General features: G+C 68.3%; 24 protein-coding genes and 3 tRNA genes. 19 read left to right on the top strand and 8 right to left on the bottom strand.

What is annotated here, in order from left to right:
- The 4 genes from rpsI to msrB form a co-directional block, all read left to right on the top strand.
- Nucleotides 1-277, top strand: a 277-nt coding sequence (gene rpsI, locus Q8Q77_RS03095) for a 30S ribosomal protein S9 (protein WP_305581058.1), incomplete at its 5' end; no start/stop codon positions are given.
- A 91-nt stretch (nt 278-368) separates the two neighbouring features.
- A complete protein-coding gene (gene argC / locus Q8Q77_RS03090; protein WP_305581056.1) occupies nt 369-1,346 on the top strand; it encodes an N-acetyl-gamma-glutamyl-phosphate reductase in 978 nt (325 codons plus the stop codon).
- Nucleotides 1,343-1,780 (top strand): GNAT family N-acetyltransferase, encoded by a 438-nt coding sequence (locus Q8Q77_RS03085; protein WP_305581054.1) that lies wholly within the window; start codon nt 1,343-1,345, stop codon nt 1,778-1,780. The genes argC and Q8Q77_RS03085 overlap by 4 nt, the downstream gene beginning before the upstream one ends.
- Nucleotides 1,781-1,823: 43 nt before the next feature.
- A complete protein-coding gene (gene msrB / locus Q8Q77_RS03080) occupies nt 1,824-2,306 on the top strand; it encodes a peptide-methionine (R)-S-oxide reductase MsrB (protein WP_305581052.1) in 483 nt (160 codons plus the stop codon).
- Here msrB and Q8Q77_RS03075 read toward each other — a convergent pair.
- Nucleotides 2,303-2,647 carry a helix-turn-helix domain-containing protein gene (locus tag Q8Q77_RS03075; protein ID WP_305581050.1) on the bottom strand — a complete coding sequence of 115 codons (345 nt, stop codon included), beginning with the start codon at nt 2,645-2,647 and terminating at the stop codon, nt 2,303-2,305. The genes msrB and Q8Q77_RS03075 overlap by 4 nt on opposite strands.
- A gap of 107 nt (nt 2,648-2,754) precedes the next feature.
- Between Q8Q77_RS03075 and Q8Q77_RS03070 the strand changes: the two genes are divergently transcribed.
- Nucleotides 2,755-3,459, top strand: coding sequence for a glutathione S-transferase family protein (locus Q8Q77_RS03070; protein WP_305581048.1), 705 nt, complete (start codon nt 2,755-2,757; stop codon nt 3,457-3,459).
- 69 nt (nt 3,460-3,528) lie between these two features.
- On the opposite strand, the gene Q8Q77_RS03065 is transcribed toward Q8Q77_RS03070, so the two are convergent.
- From Q8Q77_RS03065 to phaC, 4 genes are read right to left on the bottom strand one after another with little or no spacing between them, the layout of a single operon-like run.
- Nucleotides 3,529-3,918 carry a VOC family protein gene (locus Q8Q77_RS03065; protein ID WP_305581046.1) on the bottom strand — a complete coding sequence of 130 codons (390 nt, stop codon included), beginning with the start codon at nt 3,916-3,918 and terminating at the stop codon, nt 3,529-3,531.
- Nucleotides 3,919-3,939: 21 nt separating this feature from the next.
- Complete coding sequence (locus Q8Q77_RS03060) at nt 3,940-4,479, bottom strand: hypothetical protein (protein WP_305581044.1); 540 nt, start codon at nt 4,477-4,479, stop codon at nt 3,940-3,942.
- Nucleotides 4,476-5,426, bottom strand: coding sequence for an alpha/beta hydrolase (locus Q8Q77_RS03055; RefSeq protein WP_305581042.1), 951 nt, complete (start codon nt 5,424-5,426; stop codon nt 4,476-4,478). The genes Q8Q77_RS03060 and Q8Q77_RS03055 overlap by 4 nt, the downstream gene beginning before the upstream one ends.
- Nucleotides 5,427-5,428: 2 nt before the next feature.
- Complete coding sequence (phaC, locus tag Q8Q77_RS03050) at nt 5,429-7,381, bottom strand: class I poly(R)-hydroxyalkanoic acid synthase (RefSeq protein ID WP_371130392.1); 1,953 nt, start codon at nt 7,379-7,381, stop codon at nt 5,429-5,431.
- A 100-nt stretch (nt 7,382-7,481) separates the two neighbouring features.
- Here phaC and Q8Q77_RS03045 point away from each other — a divergent pair, with 100 nt between their 5' ends.
- The 13 genes from Q8Q77_RS03045 to Q8Q77_RS02985 all read left to right on the top strand — a co-directional run bounded on the left by Q8Q77_RS03045 (nt 7,482) and on the right by Q8Q77_RS02985 (nt 16,925).
- Nucleotides 7,482-7,922: a hypothetical protein gene (locus Q8Q77_RS03045; RefSeq protein WP_305581040.1), complete on the top strand. Its 441-nt coding sequence runs from the start codon at nt 7,482-7,484 to the stop codon at nt 7,920-7,922.
- 114 nt (nt 7,923-8,036) lie between these two features.
- Nucleotides 8,037-9,257, top strand: a complete 1,221-nt coding sequence (locus tag Q8Q77_RS03040) for an LL-diaminopimelate aminotransferase (RefSeq protein ID WP_305581038.1) — start codon at nt 8,037-8,039, stop codon at nt 9,255-9,257.
- Complete coding sequence (locus tag Q8Q77_RS03035; protein ID WP_305581036.1) at nt 9,254-10,543, top strand: homoserine dehydrogenase; 1,290 nt, start codon at nt 9,254-9,256, stop codon at nt 10,541-10,543. The genes Q8Q77_RS03040 and Q8Q77_RS03035 overlap by 4 nt, the downstream gene beginning before the upstream one ends.
- A 49-nt stretch (nt 10,544-10,592) precedes the next feature.
- Nucleotides 10,593-11,546: a class II fructose-bisphosphatase gene (glpX, locus tag Q8Q77_RS03030; RefSeq protein WP_305581034.1), complete on the top strand. Its 954-nt coding sequence runs from the start codon at nt 10,593-10,595 to the stop codon at nt 11,544-11,546.
- Between the two features lie 62 nt (nt 11,547-11,608).
- Nucleotides 11,609-13,411, top strand: coding sequence for a single-stranded-DNA-specific exonuclease RecJ (gene recJ / locus Q8Q77_RS03025; RefSeq protein WP_305581032.1), 1,803 nt, complete (start codon nt 11,609-11,611; stop codon nt 13,409-13,411).
- 56 nt (nt 13,412-13,467) lie between these two features.
- Nucleotides 13,468-13,542, top strand: a tRNA-Glu gene (locus tag Q8Q77_RS03020).
- A 153-nt stretch (nt 13,543-13,695) separates the two neighbouring features.
- Nucleotides 13,696-14,343, top strand: a complete 648-nt coding sequence (locus Q8Q77_RS03015; RefSeq protein WP_305581030.1) for a cold-shock protein — start codon at nt 13,696-13,698, stop codon at nt 14,341-14,343.
- A gap of 27 nt (nt 14,344-14,370) precedes the next feature.
- Nucleotides 14,371-14,913 carry a DUF192 domain-containing protein gene (locus tag Q8Q77_RS03010; protein ID WP_305581064.1) on the top strand — a complete coding sequence of 181 codons (543 nt, stop codon included), beginning with the start codon at nt 14,371-14,373 and terminating at the stop codon, nt 14,911-14,913.
- Nucleotides 14,906-15,334 carry a PaaI family thioesterase gene (locus Q8Q77_RS03005; RefSeq protein ID WP_305581028.1) on the top strand — a complete coding sequence of 143 codons (429 nt, stop codon included), beginning with the start codon at nt 14,906-14,908 and terminating at the stop codon, nt 15,332-15,334. The genes Q8Q77_RS03010 and Q8Q77_RS03005 overlap by 8 nt, the downstream gene beginning before the upstream one ends.
- Before the next feature lie 70 nt (nt 15,335-15,404).
- Nucleotides 15,405-15,481 (top strand) — tRNA-Pro (locus Q8Q77_RS03000).
- Nucleotides 15,482-15,512: 31 nt separating this feature from the next.
- The gene (locus tag Q8Q77_RS02995) at nt 15,513-15,818 is read left to right on the top strand and encodes an ETC complex I subunit (RefSeq protein WP_305581026.1); all 306 of its coding nucleotides are present in this window, start codon (nt 15,513-15,515) and stop codon (nt 15,816-15,818) included.
- 13 nt (nt 15,819-15,831) lie between these two features.
- Nucleotides 15,832-15,908 (top strand) — tRNA-Arg (locus Q8Q77_RS02990).
- 132 nt (nt 15,909-16,040) lie between these two features.
- A complete protein-coding gene (locus Q8Q77_RS02985; protein WP_305581024.1) occupies nt 16,041-16,925 on the top strand; it encodes a helix-turn-helix domain-containing protein in 885 nt (294 codons plus the stop codon).
- 61 nt (nt 16,926-16,986) lie between these two features.
- Here Q8Q77_RS02985 and Q8Q77_RS02980 read toward each other — a convergent pair whose 3' ends face one another.
- From Q8Q77_RS02980 to metC, 3 genes are all read right to left on the bottom strand, one after another.
- A complete protein-coding gene (locus Q8Q77_RS02980) occupies nt 16,987-17,661 on the bottom strand; it encodes a PEPxxWA-CTERM sorting domain-containing protein (protein WP_305581022.1) in 675 nt (224 codons plus the stop codon).
- Between the two features lie 178 nt (nt 17,662-17,839).
- Nucleotides 17,840-18,307 (bottom strand): SDR family NAD(P)-dependent oxidoreductase, encoded by a 468-nt coding sequence (locus Q8Q77_RS02975; protein ID WP_305581020.1) that lies wholly within the window; start codon nt 18,305-18,307, stop codon nt 17,840-17,842.
- An 83-nt stretch (nt 18,308-18,390) separates the two neighbouring features.
- Complete coding sequence (gene metC / locus Q8Q77_RS02970) at nt 18,391-19,551, bottom strand: cystathionine beta-lyase (RefSeq protein ID WP_305581018.1); 1,161 nt, start codon at nt 19,549-19,551, stop codon at nt 18,391-18,393.
- Between the two features lie 85 nt (nt 19,552-19,636).
- Between metC and Q8Q77_RS02965 the strand changes: the two genes are divergently transcribed.
- Entirely contained in the window at nt 19,637-20,734 is a 1,098-nt protein-coding gene (locus Q8Q77_RS02965) for an amino acid ABC transporter substrate-binding protein (protein WP_305581016.1), read from the top strand.

The following is a 20,734-nucleotide window of genomic DNA, read 5'->3' as shown; positions in this document are numbered from 1 at the left end:
CGCTCGTCCCGTGCTGCGCATGATGATCGCCCAGCCCTTCCAGGTCACCGATCGCGAAGGCCAGTTCGACGTCATCGTCTCGGTGCAAGGCTCTGGCCTGTCCGGCCAGGCCGGCGCGATCCGCCACGGCCTGTCCAAGGCCCTGACCTATTACGAGCCGGGCCTGCGCCCGGTGCTGAAGCCGCATGGCTTCCTGACCCGCGACAGCCGCGTGGTCGAGCGGAAGAAGTACGGTAAGGCCAAGGCCCGACGCAGCTTCCAGTTCTCGAAGCGCTAAACCCGCGCGCGAGCACTCGCGTTTGGAGGGGCGCTTCGGGAAACCGAAGCGCCCCTTCTGCTATCTGGCATCCGAATTCAGGATACTTCTCATGACCCAGACGGTTTTCATCGACGGCGAAGTTGGCACCACCGGCCTGCAGATCCGCGAGCGCCTCGTGGGCCGCCGCGACCTGGAGCTGATCTCGATCGATCCGGCCAAGCGCAAGGACCCTGACGCCCGCGCCGAACTGCTGAACGGGGTCGACGCGGTGATCCTGTGCCTGCCCGACGCAGCGTCCAAGGAGGCGGTCGGGATGATCACCTCCAATTCCGTGCGGGTCATTGACGCCTCGACGGCCTACCGGACCGCCTCGGGCTGGACCTACGGCTTCCCCGAGATGGCGCCGGACCAGCGTGCGGCCATCGCGAGCTCCCAGCGGGTGAGCAATCCAGGCTGCTTTCCCACCGGCTTTATCGCGCTAACCCGGCCCCTGGTGGAGGAGGGGTTGATCCCCGCCGACTGGCCGATCACGGTCAACGCGGTCTCCGGCTATTCCGGCGGCGGGAAGGGGCTGATCGAGGAGTTCGAAGGCCCAACGCCGGACGGGACCAGCGACGCCTACCGCACCTATGGCCTGACCCTGCAGCACAAGCACGTGCCGGAGATGCAGCTCCATGGCGGCTTCGACCATCCGCCGCTGTTCGCGCCCTCGGTGGGCCGCTACGCCCAGGGGATGATTGTCGAGGTGCCGCTGCAACTCTGGGCCCTGCCGTCCAAGCCCAAGCCCGAGGACCTGCGCGACGCCCTGGCCAGCGCCTATCGGCGCGAAGCCTTTGTCGAGGTGGCATCCGACGAGGAGACCAAAACCCTGCAGAAGGCCCGCGCCGGCGCCGCCGGCTTCAACGCCCAGCTCGATCCCGAGGCCCTGAATGGCACCAACAAGATGAAGCTCTATGTCTTCGGCAATCCCGAGACCGGCCAGGCCAGGCTGGTCGCCCTGCTGGACAATCTGGGTAAGGGCGCCTCGGGAGCGGCGGTGCAAAGCCTGAACCTGATGCTGGGCCTGCCGGAGGCCTCGGGCCTGTGAGCCTGCGCCCGGCGAGCCTCGCCGACGCAGGCGCCATCGCCCGGCTGCATCGCCTGACCATGCAGGTTTCGCAGCCCTACCTGCCCGAGCTGCACACGCCGCAGGAGGACCTGCGGTTCTTCAGCGAGCGGCTGTTGCCCGAGTGCGACACCCGGGTGGCCGAGGCGGGCGGGATGATCGCCGGCTACGTGGCCTTCAAGCCCGGTTGGGTCATGCATCTCTACGTCCACCCCGACCACCAGGGCGTGGGGATCGGTCCCATGCTACTGGCCAAGGCGCTGGAGGACGGGACCCCGCGCCAGCTCTGGACCTTCCAGCAGAACACCCGCGCCCGGCGGTTCTACGAGACCCGCGACTTCAAGCTGGTGCGGCTGACCGACGGCGCCGACAACGAGGAAAAGACGCCGGACGCCCTCTATGCGTGGGAAGGCTAGCGGCGCCTTGCATCCGCCATCGGCGCGCGGCCGTATACCCGCCATGACCCTTGATAGACGTGCCTTCCTCCTCGGATCGTCGGTCGCCCTGACCGCCGCGCCCGCCTTCGCCACCGCAGCCGACCCCTATGCCGGCTCGCCTTGGCGCAAGATCTCCAATGCGGAATGGAAGAAGCGTCTCGACATCGGCGCCTACAATGTCCTGCGCCACGAGGCGACGGAGATGGCCGGCACCAGTCCGTTCAACAAGGAGAAGCGCCGCGGGACCTATGTCTGCGCTGGCTGCGCCCTGCCGCTGTTCAAGTCGGAATGGAAGTTCGAGAGCGGCACCGGCTGGCCAAGCTTCTACACAGCCATCAAGGGCGCGGTTGGGAAGAAGACCGACTACAAGATCGGCCTGCCGCGCACCGAATACCACTGCGCCCGCTGCCTGGGCCACCAGGGCCATGTCTTCCCCGACGGCCCCAGGCCCACCGGCCTGCGCTACTGCAACAACGGCGACGCCTTGGGCTTCATCGCCACCTAGGCCGCGTCGCGGATGGCGACGCCCGACCTGTCGGCTGCCGTCACGTCCCACCAGCCGCCCAGGGCGTCGATCAACGGAACCAGCGTCAGTCCCGAGGCGGTGAGGTCGTAGTCGACCCGCAGCGGATAGCCGCCATGGGCCGTGCGCCGCACGATCCCGGCGTCCTCCAGTTTGCGCAGCTCCAACGACAGCATCCGCGCCGAGACGGTGGGATTGTCGCGCTTCAGGTCGCTGAACCGCTTGGTCCCGTCCTTCAGATAGTAGAGCAGCAGGGTCGGCCAGCGGCCGCTGAGCACCCGCATGACTTCCTCGATGGGGCAGCGGGAGACGACGTCTTTCATGCGGCGGACCTCGGTTACAAATTTGTGCGTAATTTACATTGGGCGTCGGGCGCCTAGGTTCCAGTCTCGCTGCGCAGCGTGATCCTCAAAACATCACGGAGCGAACAATGGAACCGATCCTGGTCTACGGCTTCCCGCTGGGAAGCGCGACCGGCCTGGTGGCCGCTTTCGAGTGGTTGGGCCAGCCTTACCGGCTGAGCCGCGTCGACATGTTGAAGGACATGACCACCGACGACTACAGGCGCCTGAACGGCCGGGGCGAGACGCCGGTCCTGATCACCGACGACGGCCGGGTGCTGACCGAGACCATGGCCATCGCCCAGTGGCTGGAGGCCCGTGACACCGAGCGGCGCATCAGCTTCGCGCCCGGCACGCCGGAGGCCGACCGGATGCACCAGCTCATCGGGTTCGTGAACACCGGCTTCACCGGCGCCTTCAGTCCGTTATGGGCTGCGCTGGAGATGAGCCCGCCGGACCCGGCGATGCAGGAACCGCTGCGGGCCGTGGGCCGCAAGATGGTGGCCGACCGGCATGGGCAGCTGGAGGCCATGATCGGCGACACGCCGTTCCTGGTCGGCGATCGCCCGACCCTGGCCGACGGGGTGCTGGCGGGCGTCGCGCGGTGGGCGGAGTTCCATGACGCGCCAGATATCTCGGCCTATCCCAAGCTGTCGGCCCTGCGCCGCCGCATCGAGAGCGATCCGGCCTTCGTCTTCGGTGTCGCGCTGGAGGACGGCGAGACCCCGACGGGCTCCGGCGCGATGAAGGGCCAGGTTCCGTTGGCCGACGTCATCTCTCGCTTCGCGGGGTAGTCCCAAGGCTGTCATCCCTGTCTTCGGCGAGGGGCCGAAGCCGGGATGACAGCCTTGGGGGCAACCGGGCTATCGCGCCGAGAGAGCAGCAAACCGCACTTCGTAACCGTCGGGATCCGTGACGGTGAAGTCGCGCAAGCCGTAGCCGCGGTCTTCAAGTGCGTACTTGGGGGTCCATCCCATTTCGACCGCGCTGGCGAACGCCTGGTCCGCGTCGTCGACCACGATACGGAGGTTTGGAGGCGTTGGACCGGCGGCGACGTCAGGAGTTGCACTCAGCAGCAAGTATCGGCCTGTGATGTGCATGGCGGCGAAGGTCGGTGTGCGCCGCTCAAGGACGAGTCCGGCCTTTCCATAGAAGTCGATGGAGGCGGCGAGGTTCGATACGCGAAGCTCAATCGCGAGCTGGGCTGTCAACTCCGCAAGAGAGCCGATCCGATCGTCAACCACGCGCGCCATCGACTTTCTCCGTTCCGGGATTCACCCGCCCGCCAGATCGAACTCCACCCGGAAATGCCGCCCGGGCCGCCGCAGTTCGTAGGCGAAGACTTGCCCCGGCTCGACCTCCATCGCCCAGACATTGGTCACCGACACCGCGCGGTTCTCGCGGACGAACAGGTCCTTGGAGACCTGGTCCACCGGAAATTCCTGGCGCGAGGCCGTGCCCGGCGCGGTCGTGTCGCCGCCGTACTGGCTGACGGCGTCCTGCGTCCCGTCCTCATGGCGGTGATCGTGCTTCAGGCGCAGGCCCGTGGTGGTGCGGGTGACCACCCAGGTGCGCGATTGGTCCTCGCCCACATGGAAGGGGATGCGCACTTCGTCGGGGGTGCAGGTCTTCACGTGCATGACCAGGGGCTTGCCGGCGAACGCCGCGTCGGCCGGATCGTTGGTGACGACCTTGCCGGCGAAACTCTTGCCGCAGAGGGCGCTCAGGCGATCGAAGAACGCCGCCTGGGGCGTCTGCGCCTGGGCGGGCGTCGCGATCAGGACCAACAGGGCGGGGAGGGCGAGGGCTTTCATTGCGGCTCCGGGGCAGTCTTCAGTGACGCCAGGACATGATCGACGGCGCGGATCACCGCGTCGGAATGGGTGAGGCCCAGCAGGGTGGCGTGCTCGGCGGCCGGCACGTTCTCGTACCACCCGGCGCGGGAGGCCCGCTCGGGCGCGCGGCGGGCCACGTTCCAATCGGCCATCCGCGCGGCGTCGCCGGCGGTGACGATGGCCACCGGCCAGGCCGGGTCGAGGTTGACGGTCCCGGCCTGGACCGAACCCTGCGGCCAGACCTGCACCTCGTCGGAGGCCGTGCGCGCGTGGCGGGCGGAGACGAAGGCGCGCCGCTTCTCGGCCGAGCCCTGCGCCGGCAGTCCGATGCGGTCGCCGAAGCCGTAGGCGATCCGCGTCAGCCCCAGGCTGCCGGCCACGGCCGAGACTCGGGCCACCGTCCGGACCCGCGACAGGAACCGCTCGGCGCGGGGATCGCTGGTCATTTCCGGCGTGGTGGCTTCCAGCAGCACCAGGCCCGCGACCTTGTCGGGGTTCTTGCCGGCGAACAGGCGCGCGTGCTGGCCGCCCATGGAATGGGCCATCAGCACGAACGGGCCCCGCTCGCCGGAGGCGGCGACCAGCTTTTCCAGGTCGGCGACGATGGCGGCGCTGTCGCGAGGCTCGGGTCCGGGGTCGGAGAACCCCATGCCGGCCCGGTCATAGGCGCAGGACCGCAGGCCCTTGGCGGTGAGCTTCTGCTGGATCGCGGCGAAGTCGGCGGCCAGGCCCCAGGCCCCGGCCTCCATCCAGACCACGGGGAGGGCGGATTTCGGGCCCTCGCAAACCAGCCGCAGCTTGCGTCCGCCGATATCGACCATGGCGCCGGCGGGCTTGAACGGCCCCGCCGCGGCGACCACGGCGAAGCCGGCGCCGATCCACAGAGCCAGGAGTACGCCCAGGCCCACCAACAGCAACTTGATCACGCTTACGACTTCACCTTCACATAGGACCCGGGCGCGTCCTCGATGGGCTTGAACTTGCCCGCGGCCGGATCGCGCGCGGCGACCAGGCCGCCGGACTTGGCCCGCAGCCACTCAGCCCAGTGAGGCCACCAGGAGCCGGGATGCTCCTTGGCGCCGTCGATCCAGGCCTCGGGCGTGGCCGGCAGGTCGCTGTTGGTCCAGTGCTGGTACTTGTTGGCGACCGGCGCATTGATCACGCCGGCGATGTGGCCCGAGCCCGCCAGGGTGAAGGTGACCGGTCCGCCGAACAGCTTGGCGCCGCGGTAGACCGACCGCATGGGGGCGATGTGGTCCTCCTTCGACGACTGCACATAGACCGGGGTCTTCACGGTCGAGAGGTCGAGCTTGACGTTGTCCATGATCAGCTCGCCCTTCGCGAGCGCGTTCTCGCCGTAGAACTTGCGCAGGTAGAACAGGTGCAGGGCCTTGGGCATCCGCGTCTGGTCGGAGTTCCAGAACAGCAGGTCGAAGGGCTTGGGCTCCTTGCCCATCAGGTAGTTGCTGACGAAGAACGACCAGATCAGGTCGTTGGATCGCAGCATGTTGAAGGTGTCGGCCATGGTCTTGCCCGACAGCACGCCGCCGGCCGCGTCCATCTGCTTCTCGAGGTCGCCCAGCCAGTCCTCGTTGGTGAACAGCAACAGGTCGCCAGCCTCGGCGAAGTCCTGCTGGGCGGCGAAGAAGGTGGCCGAGGCGATGCGCTTGTCGCCCTTCGCCGCCATATGGGCCAGGGTCGAGGAGAGCAGGGTGCCGCCGATGCAGTAGCCGACGGTGTTGACCCGATCCACGCCGGCCTGGGTCATGGCCGCCTCGGTGGCCTCGTAGATGCCCTGGCGCATGTAGTCTTCGAAGGTCTTGTCGGCGAGCTTCTGGTCCGGATTGACCCAGGAGGCGACGAACACCGTGAAACCCTGGTCCGCCAGCCAGCGGATCATCGAGTTCTCGGGCCGCAGGTCCAGGATGTAGAACTTGTTGATCCAGGGCGGGAAGATCAGCAGCGGGATCTCATGGACCTGTTGCGTCGTGGGTTGGAACTGGATGAGTTGCAGCAACTCGTTCTGGAAGACCACCTTGCCCGGGGCCGTGGCCACGTTGCGGCCGATCTCGAACAACTCGTAGTCGGTCTGGCTGATCGAGAGCTGGCCGCCGCCGCGCTGCAGGTCGGAGGCGAAGTTCTCCATGCCGCGCAGCAGGGATTCGCCTTGCGTCGACATGGCCTCGCGCAGGGCCGCCGGATTGGAGGCCAGGAAGTTCGACGGCGAGAAGGCGTCGGTGAGCATTTTCATGAAGAACTCGACCCGCCGCTTGGAGATCGGATCCACGTCCTGGACCTCGGAGACCAGGGTGTTCAGCCAGTTCGAAGTCAGCAGGTAGGACTGCTTGATCACGTCGAAGACCGGGTTCTCGGCCCAGTCAGGATCGTTGAAGCGCTTGTCGCCCTTGCCGGGACTGACCACCGGCTCCACGGTTTCGCCTGAGGCCTTGCGGGCCGCCGACTGCCAGAGCTCCAGATAGCGCTGGAAGAGGTCGGCCTGGGCGCGGACCATCTTGTCCGGCTGCGACGCCAGCTTTCCCATCACGTCGGAGAGGGCGGGGGCCACGTGAAAGGGGTCGGGGGATAGGGCGGCGGGCCGCTCGGCCTGGCGCAGCGCCGCGTCGGCGATGGCGCCCTGCGCCGTCAGTGCGGCGCGGGCGAGGTTGGCCGACATCTTCTCGACGATCTCGCGCTGCTCGCCGGTGAGCCGCGAGGTGTCGAACGCCGGGTTCGGCGGCGGGCCGCCATTGGCCTTGGCTTGCGCGGGCTGCGGTTCGGCCTGCGGCGGCGGGGCGGCGGCCTTGGCCTTGGCGGCCTTGCCTTCGGTCTTGGGCTTCTTCTTGGCCTTGGATTTAGCCGGCGCCGACGGTTGTTCGCTCATGGACTTGTTCCTCCCGACCCCGATTGGTTTGGGCTTCGGCGCGCTCACGCTCTTTCGCCGGATGCGATCATGGCATAAGACCGGCAGGGATATGAACGCGTTGCTTCGCCTTTTTGTGAACCGGCCCGCGCCGCGGGGTTTCGCCTGCGTCTGCGCGGCGGCGCTGCTGAGCGGTTGCGTGGGCAATCCGTTCCTCACCTCCGCGGTGGATCCGGCCTCGCCCGTGGCCGCCGACGTCGCCACCATGGCCCGCGCCGGGACCGACTATCCGACCTTCGCTGAAATTCCGCCCTTGCCGGCCAATGCGCGCCCGCTGCGCGAATATGGCCGCGCCGCCGACCAGCTCGAGCTCGCCTCGGCCAAGCTGCAGCGCGAGACCGCGCCTGGGACCTGGACGCTCACCGGCACCCAGGCCTTCGTCAATCGCGCCCAGACGATCGTCGGGCCCGCGGGCGACGACGACGCGTCCGCCACCGAGGCCTCTGAAGCCTTCGCGCGGCAAATTCGGGAGCGAGCTACCCCGCCTCCGCTGCCCAGATAAGAGGCTGGCGGGGGCACAAATCACCTTGAACCTGCTTGGCGGCTCCCCGGACGGGGGCTATCCATGCGCGACTTCAGCTCCCATCCGCCGCACGTCCCGCGGCACGAGCTCTTCATGACACCCGAATTCCATCGCATCAAACGCCTGCCGCCCTACGTCCTCGAGGAGGTGAACCGCATCAAGGCGCGGCTTCGCGCCCAGGGGACGGACATCATCGACTTCGGCATGGGCAATCCCGACATGCCGACGCCCAAGCACATCGTCGACAAACTGATCGAGACGGCCCGCGACCCCAAGGCCGGGCGTTACTCGGCCTCCAAGGGCATTGTCGGCCTGCGCCGCGCCATGGCCGGCTACTACAAGCGGCGTTTTGGCGTGACGATCAATCCCGACACCGAGGTGATCGCCACCCTGGGGTCGAAGGAGGGCTTCGCCAACCTCGCCCAGGCCCTGACGGCCCCGGGCGACGTGATCCTGTGCCCGAACCCGGCCTATCCGATCCACGCCTATGGCTTCATCATGGCCGGCGGGGTGATCCGCCACGTCCCGGCGCCGTCGCCGGAGGAGTACCTGTCGGGCGTCAGCGCCGCGATGCGCCACTCCAGTCCCGCGCCCAGCGTCCTGATCCTGTCCTACCCGTCCAACCCGACAGCCCAGTGTGTCGACCTTGATTTCTACAAGGACGCCGTGGCGCTGGCCAAGAAGCACAATCTGCTGGTGATTTCCGACATCGCCTACTCGGAGATCTATTTCGACGACAACCCGCCGCCCTCGATCCTGCAGGTCGACGGGGCCAAGGACATCGCCGTCGAGGTCAACTCGCTGTCCAAGACCTACGCCATGGCCGGTTGGCGGGTGGGCATGGTGGTGGGCAATGAGCGCATCTGCGCAGCCCTCGCCCGAGTGAAGTCCTATCTGGACTACGGCGCCTACACCCCGATCCAGGTCGCCGCGGCCGCGGCCCTGAACGGACCGCAGGACTGCGTCGAGGAGATTCGAGCCATCTACAAGAGCCGTCGCGACACCTTGGTGACGTCGATGAAGCGGGCCGGCTGGGATATTCCGGCGCCGCCGGCGTCGATGTTCGCCTGGGCGCCGCTGCCGGAACAGTTCAAGGAGGCGGGCTCGTTGCTGTTCGCCAAGCTGCTGATCGAGGAGGCGGGCGTCGCGGTCGCACCCGGCGTCGGTTTCGGCGAATATGGCGAAGGCTATGTGCGTGTTGGACTCGTCGAGAACGAACACCGCATCCGGCAGGCGGCGCGCAATGTGAAGAAGTTCCTGGCCAACGCCGACGAGATCCTCGGCCGGGCCCACAACACCCTGGCGGCCCAATGAGCAAGACGGACTGGCGCGTCGGCGTCGCGGGCCTCGGCACCGTGGGCGCGGGCCTGCTGAACTTCCTTTCCGACCGGCCGGGCTTCGCGCCGGCGGGCGCCACAGCGTCGGTGACCGGGGTCTCGGCGCGCTCGCGCTCGCGGCCCAGGCCCTTCGACATCTCCAACCTGCCGTGGTTCGACGATCCGGTGGCGCTGGCCGCCTCGCCCGACAACGACATCTTCGTCGAGCTGATCGGCGGTTCGGACGGCCCGGCCAAGGCCGCCGTCGAGGCCGCGCTCAACGCCGGCAAGCCGGTGGTCACGGCCAACAAGGCCCTGATCGCCGAGCATGGGGCCGAACTCGCCGCCCTGGCCGAGGCCAAGGGCGTGCCGCTGCTGTTCGAGGCCGCCGTCATGGGCGGGACCCCGGCGGTGAAGATGCTGCGCGAGGCCATGGTCGGCGACGACGTCAGGTCGGTCGCCGGCATCCTCAACGGCACCTGCAACTACATCCTGACCGAGATGGAGTCGGGCGGCCGGCCCTTCGCCGAGGTGCTGGCCGAGGCCCAGCGCCTGGGCTACGCCGAGGCCGACCCCACCATGGACGTCGGCGGGTTCGACGCCGCCCACAAGATCTCGATCCTGGCGGCGCTCGCCTTCGGCTGCGCGCCCAACTACGCCGCCGCCGAGATCGAGGGCATCGACCAGGTGGCCCTGCTGGACATCCAGCTCGCCAAGGACCTGGGCTACCGCATCAAGCTGATCGCTTCAGCCAGCCGCTCGGACGAGGGCGTGCTGGTGCGGGTCCATCCCACCCTGGTGGCGCTGAACCATCCGCTGGCCCAGGCGGGCGGGGCGCTCAACGCCCTGTTCATCGAAGGCGTCCGGATCGGCCGCATCTTCATCCAGGGCCCCGGCGCGGGCGCGGGCCCGACGGCCGCCGCCGTCGCCGCCGACATCGCCGACGTCATGACCGGGGCCAAGAGGCCGGTGTTCCAGGCGAAGGCCTCGACGCTCAAGCCGTTCACCCCCGTGGACCCCTCCAAGAGCATGAGCCGCGCCTATCTCCGCTTCCTGGTCAAGGACGAGCCGGGCGTCATCGCCGCGGTCTCCGAGACCCTCGCCGAGGCCGGCGTCTCCATCGAGAGCTTCCTCCAGAAGCCCGTGGAGAATGCAGATGGCGTGCCCATCGTGCTCACCACCCACGCGGTCGCCGAGTCCGTGCTCACGGCGGCGATCGACCGTATCGCGAATCTGTCGTCCGTACTGGATAGACCCCGGCTCTTGCGCATCGCGCGCATCTAAGACTGTAAAGACAATCGAACGCTCCAGCAGGGGGCGTGGGAGAGACGCAATGAGTTCTGAAGTTCTGGATCGCGGGCTGGTTCTGGACGCGGTCCGGGTCACCGAGATCGCCGCCATCGCCGCCTGGAAACTGGTGGGCCGGGGCGACGAGAAGGCCGCCGACCAGGCCGCCGTGGACGCCATGCGCACCGCGCTCAACGACCTCGATATCGACGGCGAGATCGTCATCGGTGAGGGCGAGCGCGACGAGGCGCCCATGCTCTACATCGGTGAGAAGGTCGGTAGCGGCAAAGGCCCCAAGGTCGACATCGCGCTGGACCCGCTGGAAGGCACCACGCTCACCGCCAAGGCCATGGCCAATGCGTTGGCCGTCATGGCCTGGGCGCCTAAGGGCACCCTGCTGAACGCTCCCGACACCTATATGGACAAGATCGCCTGCGGGCCGGGCTATCCGGCCGGGATCATCGATCTGGACAAGACGCCGGCCCAGAACGTGCAGTCCATGGCCGAGGCCAAGGGTGTCGAGGCTTCCGAGATCACCGTCTGCATCCTGGACCGTCCGCGCCACGCCGACATCATCGCCAGCGTCCGCTCGGTGGGCGCGCGGGTCTATCTGATCACCGACGGCGACGTGGCCGGGGTGATGAACACCGCCGACCCCTCGACCGGCGTCGACCTCTATGTCGGGCAGGGCGGGGCGCCCGAGGGTGTGCTGGCCTGCGCGGCGCTGAAGTGCGTGGGCGGGCAGTTCCAGGGCCGCCTGGTGTTCCGCAACGCCGACGAGAAGGCCCGCGCCAAGCGGATCGGCATCACCGATTTCGACCGCAAGTACGACCTGCACGAGATGGTCCGGTCCGACGCGATTTTCGCGGCGACCGGAGTCACCAACGGCGCCCTCCTGGACGGCGTGCAGTATGAGGACGGCTTCGTCCACACCCACACTATCGTCATGAACTCCGCCACCCAGACGGTGCGTGAAGTGCGGATGAAGCGCCCCGTCTAAACCGGACGTAGGGGCCGCGCGCGAGCCTTCGTGGCGGCCCCGACTCCGGCTAGACTCGTTCGATGGCCGACGGAACCACGCCCATGGGCTATCTCGGCGTCACGCGCTCGCTCACCGGGCGGCTGTGGCGCGAGCGTCCCGCCGATCCTGAGACCGTGCGCCGTCATCAGCTGGGCCTTGGTCTCTCCGAGCCCCTGGCCCGAGCCCTGGCCTCTCGTGGGATCGGCCCCGACGCCGGCGCGGACTATCTAAATCCCACCCTCAAGGCGCTGTTTCCCGATCCGTCCACCTTCCTGGACATGGACCGGGCCGCAGAGATCCTGGTCGACGCCCTGGTGTCCGACCGGCCGATGACCATCTTCGCCGACTATGACGTGGACGGCGCCTCCAGCGCCGCCCAGCTGGTCCGCTGGTTCCGGACCCTGGGCAAGGAACTGCCCATCTATGTCCCCGACCGCATGACGGAGGGCTATGGCCCATCGCCCGCGGCCTTCAAGCGCATCCGCGACAGCGGCGCCGAGCTGGTGGTCACGGTCGACTGCGGAGCGGCGGCTTATGAGGCCCTGGCCCATGCCGAGGAGATCGGCCTCGACGTCGTGGTCATCGACCATCACCTGATGCGTGACGAGATCCCCAAGGTTGCGGCCCTGGTCAACCCCAACCGGCCCGGCTGTACGTCGGGGCAGGGGGTGCTGGCCGCCGCCGGGGTCGCCTTCGTCCTGCTGGCGGCGCTCAACCGCGAGGCGCGCAAGCGTGGGCTCTTCGAGACCACGCCCGAACCCGACCTGCGCCAGTGGCTGGATCTGGCCGCCCTGGGCGCCATCTGCGACGTGACCCAGCTCACGGGCTTCAACCGCGCCCTGACGACCCAAGGCCTCAAGGTGATGTCGTCCTGGAAGAACCCGGGCCTGAAGGCGCTGCTCGAGGTGGCCAAGGGCTCAGGCCCGGCCGGCGTCTTCCACGCGGGCTTCATCCTGGGGCCCCGGATCAACGCCGGCGGCCGGATCGGGCGATCAGACCTCGGCGCGCGCCTGCTTTCCACCGACGATCCCGTCGAGGCCGCGGAGCTCGCCGCCGAGCTCGACGCGCTCAACGCCTCGCGCAAGGAGGTGGAGCGCGAGATCTTCGAGCAGGCTATCCAAATCGTCGACCGCGAGAGCAACCAGGACGACGCCGCCCTGACCTTCGTGGCCGCCGACGGCTGGCACCCCGGCGTCATCGGCATCGTCGCCAGCCGCCTGCGCGAACGTTATCGCAAGCCAGCCCTGGTGATCGGCGTCGACCGCGCCGCCAATATCGGCAAGGGCTCCGGCCGCTCCCAGACCGGGGTCAATCTCGGCCGCGCGGTGCAGGCGGCCTTCGACGAGGGCCTGCTGCTGGCCGGCGGCGGCCACGCCATGGCCGCGGGCCTGTCGGTGCGTCCCGACACCATCCCCGAGCTGCGCGCCTTCCTCAACGAACGTCTGGCCGCGGAGACGGAAGCGGCGACCGCTGAGGATGGCCTGGACATCGACGCCCTGGTCACCACCGGCGGCGCCGACCGCGGCCTCTGGCAGGCCTTCCAGGCCATGGCGCCATTCGGCCCGGGCAATCCCGAGCCGATGTTCGCCGCCGCCGACGTGCGGATCGAGCGGCCCATGGCCCTGCGCGGCGGCCATGTCCGCGTGACCCTGACCGACGGCTCCGGGGGACGGCTCAAGGCCGTGGCCTGGCGCGCGGAGGACACCGAGATCGGCAAACGCCTGATGAGCGAGGGCGGTGCGGTGCATGTCGCCGGCCGTCTGAAGCCGGACGATTGGCAGGGTCGGCAGAGCGTCGAACTTGAGATCGAGGACGTCGCCGATCCCCGGCGCATCGTTGGCTGATCGGGCGACTTGCATAGGCCCTGAATCGCCGATATAGACGCCGCTCTCGCGCACGCGGTCCCTTCGTCTATCGGTTAGGACGCCAGGTTTTCAACCTGGAGAGAGGGGTTCGACTCCCCTAGGGACTGCCACGCCGAGCCTCTTCGCCGCCACTGGAGCGCGCGAAATACGACCGATGCGTGCGTCGGGCGAAAAACTCCCATTGACGGCTCAATAGTTACCAGAACAGTGTTATAGTTGGCCTTAGTCCGAAGGGATCGGGGGAGACCGGGCCAGAGGGGCAAATGTCTGGTTACGAATTCGAGGGATTAGATTCGCACGAAGAATCCGTGCGGATCAGCGGGCGCGTTAAGTGGTTCGACGCCGGCAAGGGCTATGGCTTCATTGTTCCTGACGACCCTAGTCAGACGGGGCTGAAGGACGTTCTTCTACACGTCACCAGTCTTCGCAATTCCGGCCGCGAAAGCGCGCTGGAGGGCGCCGTCATCGTCTGCGACGTGATCCGCCGGCCCAAGGGCTGGCAGGTGGCCGAGGTGGTGGAGGTCGATGAGAGCTCCGCGCCCGCGCCGTCCGACCGCAGGCGACAGGACGACCACGGCGGGGGCTTCCGCCGCGACGCCTTTGACCGTGGCGGCGGCTATGACCGCGGTGGCGAGGCCCAAGGCGCCTACCAGGCCCGCGCGCCACGCCGTCCGGCGCCCAGCGCGGCCCGAGGCCCGCTGGAACGGGCCAAGGTCAAGTGGTTCAACCGCGCCAAGGGCTATGGCTTCGTGGTCCGTGACGGCGAGAGCGGCGACATCTTCGTGCACATCGAGACCCTGCGGCGCTCGGGCATCGAGGACCTGCAGCCGGGCGACGACGTCATGGTCCGCTTCGCCGAGGGCCCGAAAGGGCTTGTCGTGGCCGAGATCGAGTCTGTAGGTCTGAGCTAGACCTCACGGAGTCCCACAGTGTCCCGCATGACCTACGGCCCGCGCGCCGCGCTGGCGGGCGCGCTTGCCCTGTTCGCGGTCGCCTGCGCCGCCGAGCCCGCCCCCGCAGCCAAGCAGGCCGCCCAGGCGCCCATGGCGGCCCCGACGCCGGTCGCGCATGGCGCGGCGCCCGACGCCCCGGTCCCCGCGGGCTTCGAGGCCTTGGAGGTGATCACCTCCAGCGGCCGCGTCCGCTTCTTCGTGGAGATCGCCGACGACGAGCCCGAGCGCCAGCTTGGCCTCATGTATCGCAAGGTGATGGCGCCTGACCGCGGCATGCTGTTCGACTTCCACACCCCGCGCGAGGTGGCGTTCTGGATGAAGAACACCCTGATCCCGCTGGACATCATCTACATCCAGGCCAACGGCACGGTCCTCTCCATCGCCCGCAACACCACGCCGCTGTCGGAAGCGGCCATTCCCTCGGGCGGCCCGATCCTGGGGGTGCTGGAGCTGGCCGGCGGCCGCGCGGCCGAGATCGGCCTGCTGCCCGGCGACAAGGTCGTCCACCGGATCTTCAAGGGTGGCTGAGCCCGAGGTCATTCCCGAGCCGCCGGCGGGGTTCATCCGCTCCACCGGACGCGGCGCCTTCTCCAGCCACAACGGCCCCCATTTTCACCGCGAGGTGATGGGCGAGATGACCGAGCAGGCCTTCTTCGCCCTGCCCAGGCACGCCAACGGCCTGGGTCTGGTGCACGGGGGCATGCTCACGGCCTTCATCGACGGCCTGCTGGGCGCGGCGACCTATCGCGCCACCCGCCAGACCGGGGTGACCATCCAGCTCAACGTCAACTTCCTGCATATGGCCCGCGTGGGGGAGTGGGTGATGGGGGAGGCCAAGGTCACCCGCGCCACCAAGGACGTCGCCTTCGTCGAGGGCCGCGCCTATGTCGGCGGCCACGACGTGATCCGGGCGACCGGCGTCTTCAAGCTGATGCACCGCCGCGACTGAGGGCCCGCGCGGCTTTGTTCAATTGCGGGAAAGGCCAAAGCCTTATATCGCACCCAACACCGGCGCTCTTCGGGGTGTAGCGCAGCCTGGTAGCGCATCTGCTTTGGGAGCAGAGGGTCGGAGGTTCGAATCCTCTCGCCCCGACCACGCCGGTGGAAACTTGAGAGAGACGACCCGCATGCTTGCGCGCATCTACCGTCCGGCCAAGAACGCCATGCAGTCCGGCAAGGGCAACACCAAGGACTGGCTGCTGGAATTCGAGCCCGCCTCGGCCAGACGCGCCGACCCCCTGATGGGCTGGACGGTGACCGGCGACATGGACGGCCAGATCAAGCTGGCCTTCGACGGCAAGGACGAGGCGGTGGCCTACGCCAACGCCCACGGCATCGCCTTCCAGGTCTCCGACCCCAAGCCCCCCAAGAAGATCATCAAGGCCTACGCCGATAACTTCGCCTTCGGCCGCAAACAGCCCTGGACCCACTGAAGGGGCCCCCCGGGCGCCCATAGCTCAACCGGATAGAGCATCCGCCTTCTAAGCGGACGGTTGCAGGTTCGAGTCCTGCTGGGCGCGCCAGGCTCGCAAGAGCCGGCGTTGAGCGCGGCCCGCGCCGTCGATGACGTCCGGAGCGTTCCCGGTCCGACGGCGCTGGCGAAACTCACCGCCTCCGCTAACATCGACAATCGCGTCGCGTGGTTGGGAGTGGGCATGCCGGTCATGAGTTCCGAGACCGCCGCAACCGCGCCGCTGTCGGTGCGCATGGTGCGTCCCGCGCCCGAGCTGTCTCAGCTGCTCGACGCCTACTACATCCTCGACGCTTGCCAGGTGGTCTCCGACCATCTGCTGTCGGGACCGGGAAACGTAAGGTTCCAACTGTCCGGAGAGTGGATCCTGACGGCGGACGGCGTCCACATTCCGACGCCGCAGCAGTCGGCGCTGTTCGGGCCGACCGATCGGGCGGCGATCTTCGAGTCCACCGGCCGGGCGATCATGCTGGGCGCGGGGCTAACGCCGGTCGGCTGGGCCAAGCTGTTCGACGTGGACGCCTTCGACCTCGCCAACCGGGTGCGCGAACTCGCCGATTTCGTGGGCGAGGATGACGCGGCGCGGCTGCACGCGGACCTGATGGCGGCGCCCGACGACGCCGGGATCGTGCGGGTGCTCGACGCTTGGTTCATCGCCCGCGACGCCGCGCGGCCGTCCGCCGATCCGCGCATCGCCATCGTCCACCGCGAACTCCTCGCCCCGCACGCCGATGTGACGACCCTGGCCGCCGCCGTCGGCGTCTCGGAGCGGACCCTGCACCGGCTGTGCGACCGCGCCTTCGGCTTCTCGCCCAAGGCGCTCCTGCGTCAGAAGCGATTTTTACGCACGTTGGAACGTGTAAGGGGCGTGCTCGACCAGCCGTTGTCCGGCCTGATCGACGACGGCTATTTCGATCAGGCCCACTTCAACCGGGACTTCCGTCACTTTATGGGTATGACGCCGGGGCAGTACTTCAATTCGCCGCGCGAGATCATGCGGCGAGCGGCCATCGCGAGACGCGAGGTGAGCGGCAAGGGCATGCAGGGGCTGCATCCGCCCTCCAGATAGCGGCTTCGAGCAGCCGACGACGGACTGGGCAAGGCCTCGCTAAAGGCTTTGCCCAGCTCGGCTACGCCGCAGCCCGGATCGCCTTCTGACGGCGCAGGGCGACGCCCGTTCCGGCGAAACCCAGGATCATCATCGCCCAGGTGGCGGGTTCCGGAACGCCGCCGGCCGACACGGTCAGAGCGAAGCCGGTGGAGTCGTTGTTGTAGGCGCCGTTGGGCCCGACCAGGAAGGTCACGCGCTGGGCCGCCGCGAGGTTGGCGTCGAAGTTGATCGCGTAGCTGCTGCCGAACCCCCCGCTGAGGGTGGACGAATGGGTGTTGGTCCCGCCCACATAGGTCAGCAGGCTCACGCTGTTCGGGTAGAGGTCGTTGATCGAGAAGGTCCCGGAGAAGCTGTAGAGACCTGCGATGGGCGCGATGAATTGCACCGCGGTCAGCTCGCCCTGCGATCCGGGATGGAGGTTCAGTTCGCCGGGCTGGAAGACGACGGTTCCCGTCGCATGAGAGCCGGCCGCCTTGTAGACGCCCGGGGTGGTGTCGCCACTGAAAGTGGCCGCGCACTGGAAGTTGACGTTCCCGGCGCAGTTGGTGTCGAACCGCGTGAATGCGGTCAACGCGCCACCGAACGTATCGCCTCCGGGAAGGTAGCCGAAGGCGAAGTCCGTGGCGGTGATCGCGCCACCCGCCACATTGAATTGGTCGTAGGCGCTATAGGTCGCCGCTCCGGCGCCGGACACGCAGAACGCGCCGCCAAGCGCGCCTGCGCAAAGGCTTAGAAGCCACTTTCTTGGACTGGTCATGATAAATTCCTTACTCACTGACTGCGATGCGCCGACAGGTGGTTCGCCGTCGCCCATCCATTGGGTGTGGCTTCCCCAGGTGTCGCGACCCTGAACGGCGCCACGTTGCGCCGTCTCAGCAGCGGCTGATTGGAATTTCCCGCCACGCCCGCCAGTCCTGCGCGACGAGACGGTCGCTGCGGTCGACGGCGGCCTCGGCATAGTCGGGATCGGCCACGTCGCCCGGCAGCAGGATGGCGCGACGGCCTTCCTTTTCCACCGCCTCCTTGGTGACCTCGGCGCCCTGGTGTTCGTCGAGATAGGCGATGGCGATGTCGCACCCCTCCCGGGCGAACAGCACGGCCACGGCGCGGCCGATTCCGGAGTCGGCGCCGGTGATCAGGGCGACCTTGTCCTTCAGCTTCTCCGAGCCCTTGTAGAAAGGCGCGTCATACATGGGGGCGAGCCGCAGGTCGGCCTCAAGGCCGGGCTTGGCCAGGTGCTGCTTGGGGAAGGGCGGGGCGGGGTATTCCCGGGCGCCGGCCTGCATGGCGACCTGCTGCCGGGCCTGATCGGCTTCGGCGCGGCGGGAGAGGGTTCGCATGCGCCCGGCGAGACCATGGACCTGAAGAGCCTGGACCGGCAGACCAAGCGCGCGGCCCTGTTCATGAGCCGGATGGCGAAACCCTAAAGCGCCGCGTCGAACGCGGCGAACCCGCGTTTCAGGTCGGCCACGAGGTCGTCAGGATGCTCCAGCCCGATGTGCAGGCGCATGAGCGGTCCGGCGAACTTCGGCGCGGACTTGCGCTTGCCGAGCTGAGGATCGCAGGAGATCGCCAGGCTCTCGAACCCGCCCCAGGAGAAACCCAGGCCAAACAGCTCCAGGGCGTCCAGGAAGGCGTTCACCGCCCTCGGCGGCGCGGGCTGCAGCACGAAGCCGAACAGGCCGCAGGCGCCCTTGTAGTCGCGCTTCCACAGGTCATGGTCTCGGGCGCCGGGCAGGGCGGGATGGATGACCTCGACCACCTGGGGCTGCTGGGCCAGCCAAGCGGCGATGCGCAGGGCCGCGCCGCCCTGCTGCTCCAGGCGCACCGGCAGAGTCCGAAGGCCGCGCAGCATCTGGTAGGCGTCCTCGGGCGAGACGGCCCAGCCGAGGTTGTGCACCCCGTCGGTGAGCTGGCGCGCGAGCCTGGTGTCGGTCACGGCGGCCGAGCCCATGAAGACGTCCGAATGGCCGCCGACATATTTGGTCAGGGCCTGGACGCTGATGTCCACGCCATGGGCCAGGGGCTTGTACAGGAACCCGGCGCCCCAGGTGTTGTCGGCCAGGGTCAGGATGCCCCGCGCCTTGGCCAGGGCGGCGATGGCGGCCAGGTCCTGCATCTCGAAGGTCAGCGAACCCGGCGACTCCAGGGCGATCAGCCGGGTGGCGTCGGTCGCCAGGGCCAGCAGGTCTTCCGGCGAGGTGCGCGGGTCGAAATAGCGGACGCCGACGCCGTACCTGGCCAGCACCTGGTCGCAGAACCGCCGGCTGGGCTTGTAGATGTTGTCGGTGACCAGCACCTCGTCGCCGGCCTTCAGCACGGCCAGCATGGCGCCTGTGAAGGCGGCCAGGCCCGAGGGGTAGAGCTCGACGCCGCACGCGCCTTCCATCTCGGCCAGGGCCGATTTCAGGCTCTCGTGCGCGGCCAGGCCCGCGCGGCCATAAGTGACGAAGGCCTCGTCGTCATAGAGGGCCTGGGCGTTGGGCAACAGGACGGTGGAACCCTTTTGGATGGGCGGCCCCACGGTCTTGGCGAGCTTTCCGGGCGTCGCGCCGGCGCGGATCAGTCGGGTTTCTTCAGCCATGCGGGTTGACGCGTCGGAACGAACAGGAGCCAAAATCAGCCTCGCACTTAGAGCCCCCAAGGGCTTTGCAATCAAGGAGCGCGGCATGCGGAAGCGCCTCGCGGCGGCGGTCGGATCGATGTTTCTCCTCGCCGGATGCGGCGAGGTCGGACAGAAGGCGCCCACCCCCGTCGCGCCGGCGGCCAAGCCGCCCGCTCCCACGCCCGCCTACAAGAGCAAGCCAAGCCCCACCTTGGCGGCCGTCAAGGCGCGCGGCTACATGAAGTGCGGCGTGCATTCGGGGCTGTCGGGCTTTGCGTTCCGCGACGACCGGGGGACCTGGCGCGGCTTCGACGTGGACATCTGCCGCGCCGTGGCCGCCGCGACCCTGGGCGACGCCAGGGCCGTGCGCTATTCGCCGATCACCGCCCAGGACCGGTTCTCGGTCCTGCAGTCGGGCGAGATCGACATCCTGTCGCGCAACACCTCCTGGACCTTCGCGCGCGACGCCAGCCTGGGCCTCGACGTGGCCGCGATCACCTATTTCGACGGACAGGGCTTCATGGTCCCCAAGGTGCTGGCGCTCTCCAGCGCCGACGAACTGACTGGCGCGAAGATCTGCGTCCAGGCGGGCACGGCCAGCGAGGCCAACCTCGACGACTATTTCCGGGCGCGGGGCCTGAAGTACACGCCGGTTGTGGTGACCTCGGAGGCCGATGCCCGTAACGCCTATCAGGCGGAGAAGTGCGACGCCTTCACCGCCGACGTGGCGGCGCTGGCCTCGGCCCGCTCGGTGATGAACAGCCCAAGCGCCCACGTGATCCTGCCGACGGTGATCTCCAAAGAGCCCCTAGGCCCTGTGGTGCGCCAGGACGACCCCGCCTGGACCGATATCGTGCGCTGGACGGTCTACGCCCTGATGCTGGCCGAGGAGTACGGGATCGATTCCAAGTCCGCGCCGGAAGCGCTGAAGACCTCCACGGATGTACGGGTGCGGCGGCTGCTGGGCGCCCAGGACGCCTTCGGACCGATGCTGGGGCTTTCCGAGGACTGGGCCTACCAGGCCATCGTCCAGGTGGGCGCCTATGACGAGGTGTTCGAGCGCAATGTGGGGCCGGGCTCGGCCCTGCGGCTGGAGCGCGGCCATAACGCCCTGTGGAACGCCGCGCAGCCAGGCCTGCTGTACGCGCCGCCTATTCGCTAA

The sequence above is a fragment of the Phenylobacterium sp. genome (genome assembly GCF_030698145.1).
GTDB lineage: Bacteria > Pseudomonadota > Alphaproteobacteria > Caulobacterales > Caulobacteraceae > Phenylobacterium.
The sequence above is the reverse complement of the archived record's forward strand: the minus strand, read 5'-3'. Positions and strand labels throughout refer to the sequence as shown.

Bases quoted from the DNA above. Each gene is read 5' to 3' on its own strand.
- msrB (WP_305581052.1), top strand. From the start codon at position 1,824: ATGACCCTTGATAGACGTGCCTTCCTCCTCGGATCGTCGGTCGCCCTG.
- Q8Q77_RS02975 (WP_305581020.1), bottom strand. From the start codon at position 18,307: ATGCGAACCCTCTCCCGCCGCGCCGAAGCCGATCAGGCCCGGCAGCAG.
- Q8Q77_RS02995 (WP_305581026.1), top strand. From the start codon at position 15,513: ATGCTTGCGCGCATCTACCGTCCGGCCAAGAACGCCATGCAGTCCGGC.
- Q8Q77_RS03035 (WP_305581036.1), top strand. From the start codon at position 9,254: ATGAGCAAGACGGACTGGCGCGTCGGCGTCGCGGGCCTCGGCACCGTG.
- Q8Q77_RS03065 (WP_305581046.1), bottom strand. From the start codon at position 3,918: ATGGCGCGCGTGGTTGACGATCGGATCGGCTCTCTTGCGGAGTTGACA.
- Q8Q77_RS02965 (WP_305581016.1), top strand. From the start codon at position 19,637: ATGCGGAAGCGCCTCGCGGCGGCGGTCGGATCGATGTTTCTCCTCGCC.
- Q8Q77_RS03040 (WP_305581038.1), top strand. From the start codon at position 8,037: ATGACACCCGAATTCCATCGCATCAAACGCCTGCCGCCCTACGTCCTC.
- Q8Q77_RS03070 (WP_305581048.1), top strand. From the start codon at position 2,755: ATGGAACCGATCCTGGTCTACGGCTTCCCGCTGGGAAGCGCGACCGGC.
- Q8Q77_RS03075 (WP_305581050.1), bottom strand. From the start codon at position 2,647: ATGAAAGACGTCGTCTCCCGCTGCCCCATCGAGGAAGTCATGCGGGTG.
- Q8Q77_RS03060 (WP_305581044.1), bottom strand. From the start codon at position 4,479: ATGAAAGCCCTCGCCCTCCCCGCCCTGTTGGTCCTGATCGCGACGCCC.
- Q8Q77_RS03015 (WP_305581030.1), top strand. From the start codon at position 13,696: ATGTCTGGTTACGAATTCGAGGGATTAGATTCGCACGAAGAATCCGTG.
- recJ (WP_305581032.1), top strand. From the start codon at position 11,609: ATGGCCGACGGAACCACGCCCATGGGCTATCTCGGCGTCACGCGCTCG.
- glpX (WP_305581034.1), top strand. From the start codon at position 10,593: ATGAGTTCTGAAGTTCTGGATCGCGGGCTGGTTCTGGACGCGGTCCGG.
- argC (WP_305581056.1), top strand. From the start codon at position 369: ATGACCCAGACGGTTTTCATCGACGGCGAAGTTGGCACCACCGGCCTG.
- metC (WP_305581018.1), bottom strand. From the start codon at position 19,551: ATGGCTGAAGAAACCCGACTGATCCGCGCCGGCGCGACGCCCGGAAAG.
- Q8Q77_RS03010 (WP_305581064.1), top strand. From the start codon at position 14,371: ATGACCTACGGCCCGCGCGCCGCGCTGGCGGGCGCGCTTGCCCTGTTC.
- phaC (WP_371130392.1), bottom strand. From the start codon at position 7,381: ATGAGCGAACAACCGTCGGCGCCGGCTAAATCCAAGGCCAAGAAGAAG.
- Q8Q77_RS02985 (WP_305581024.1), top strand. From the start codon at position 16,041: ATGCCGGTCATGAGTTCCGAGACCGCCGCAACCGCGCCGCTGTCGGTG.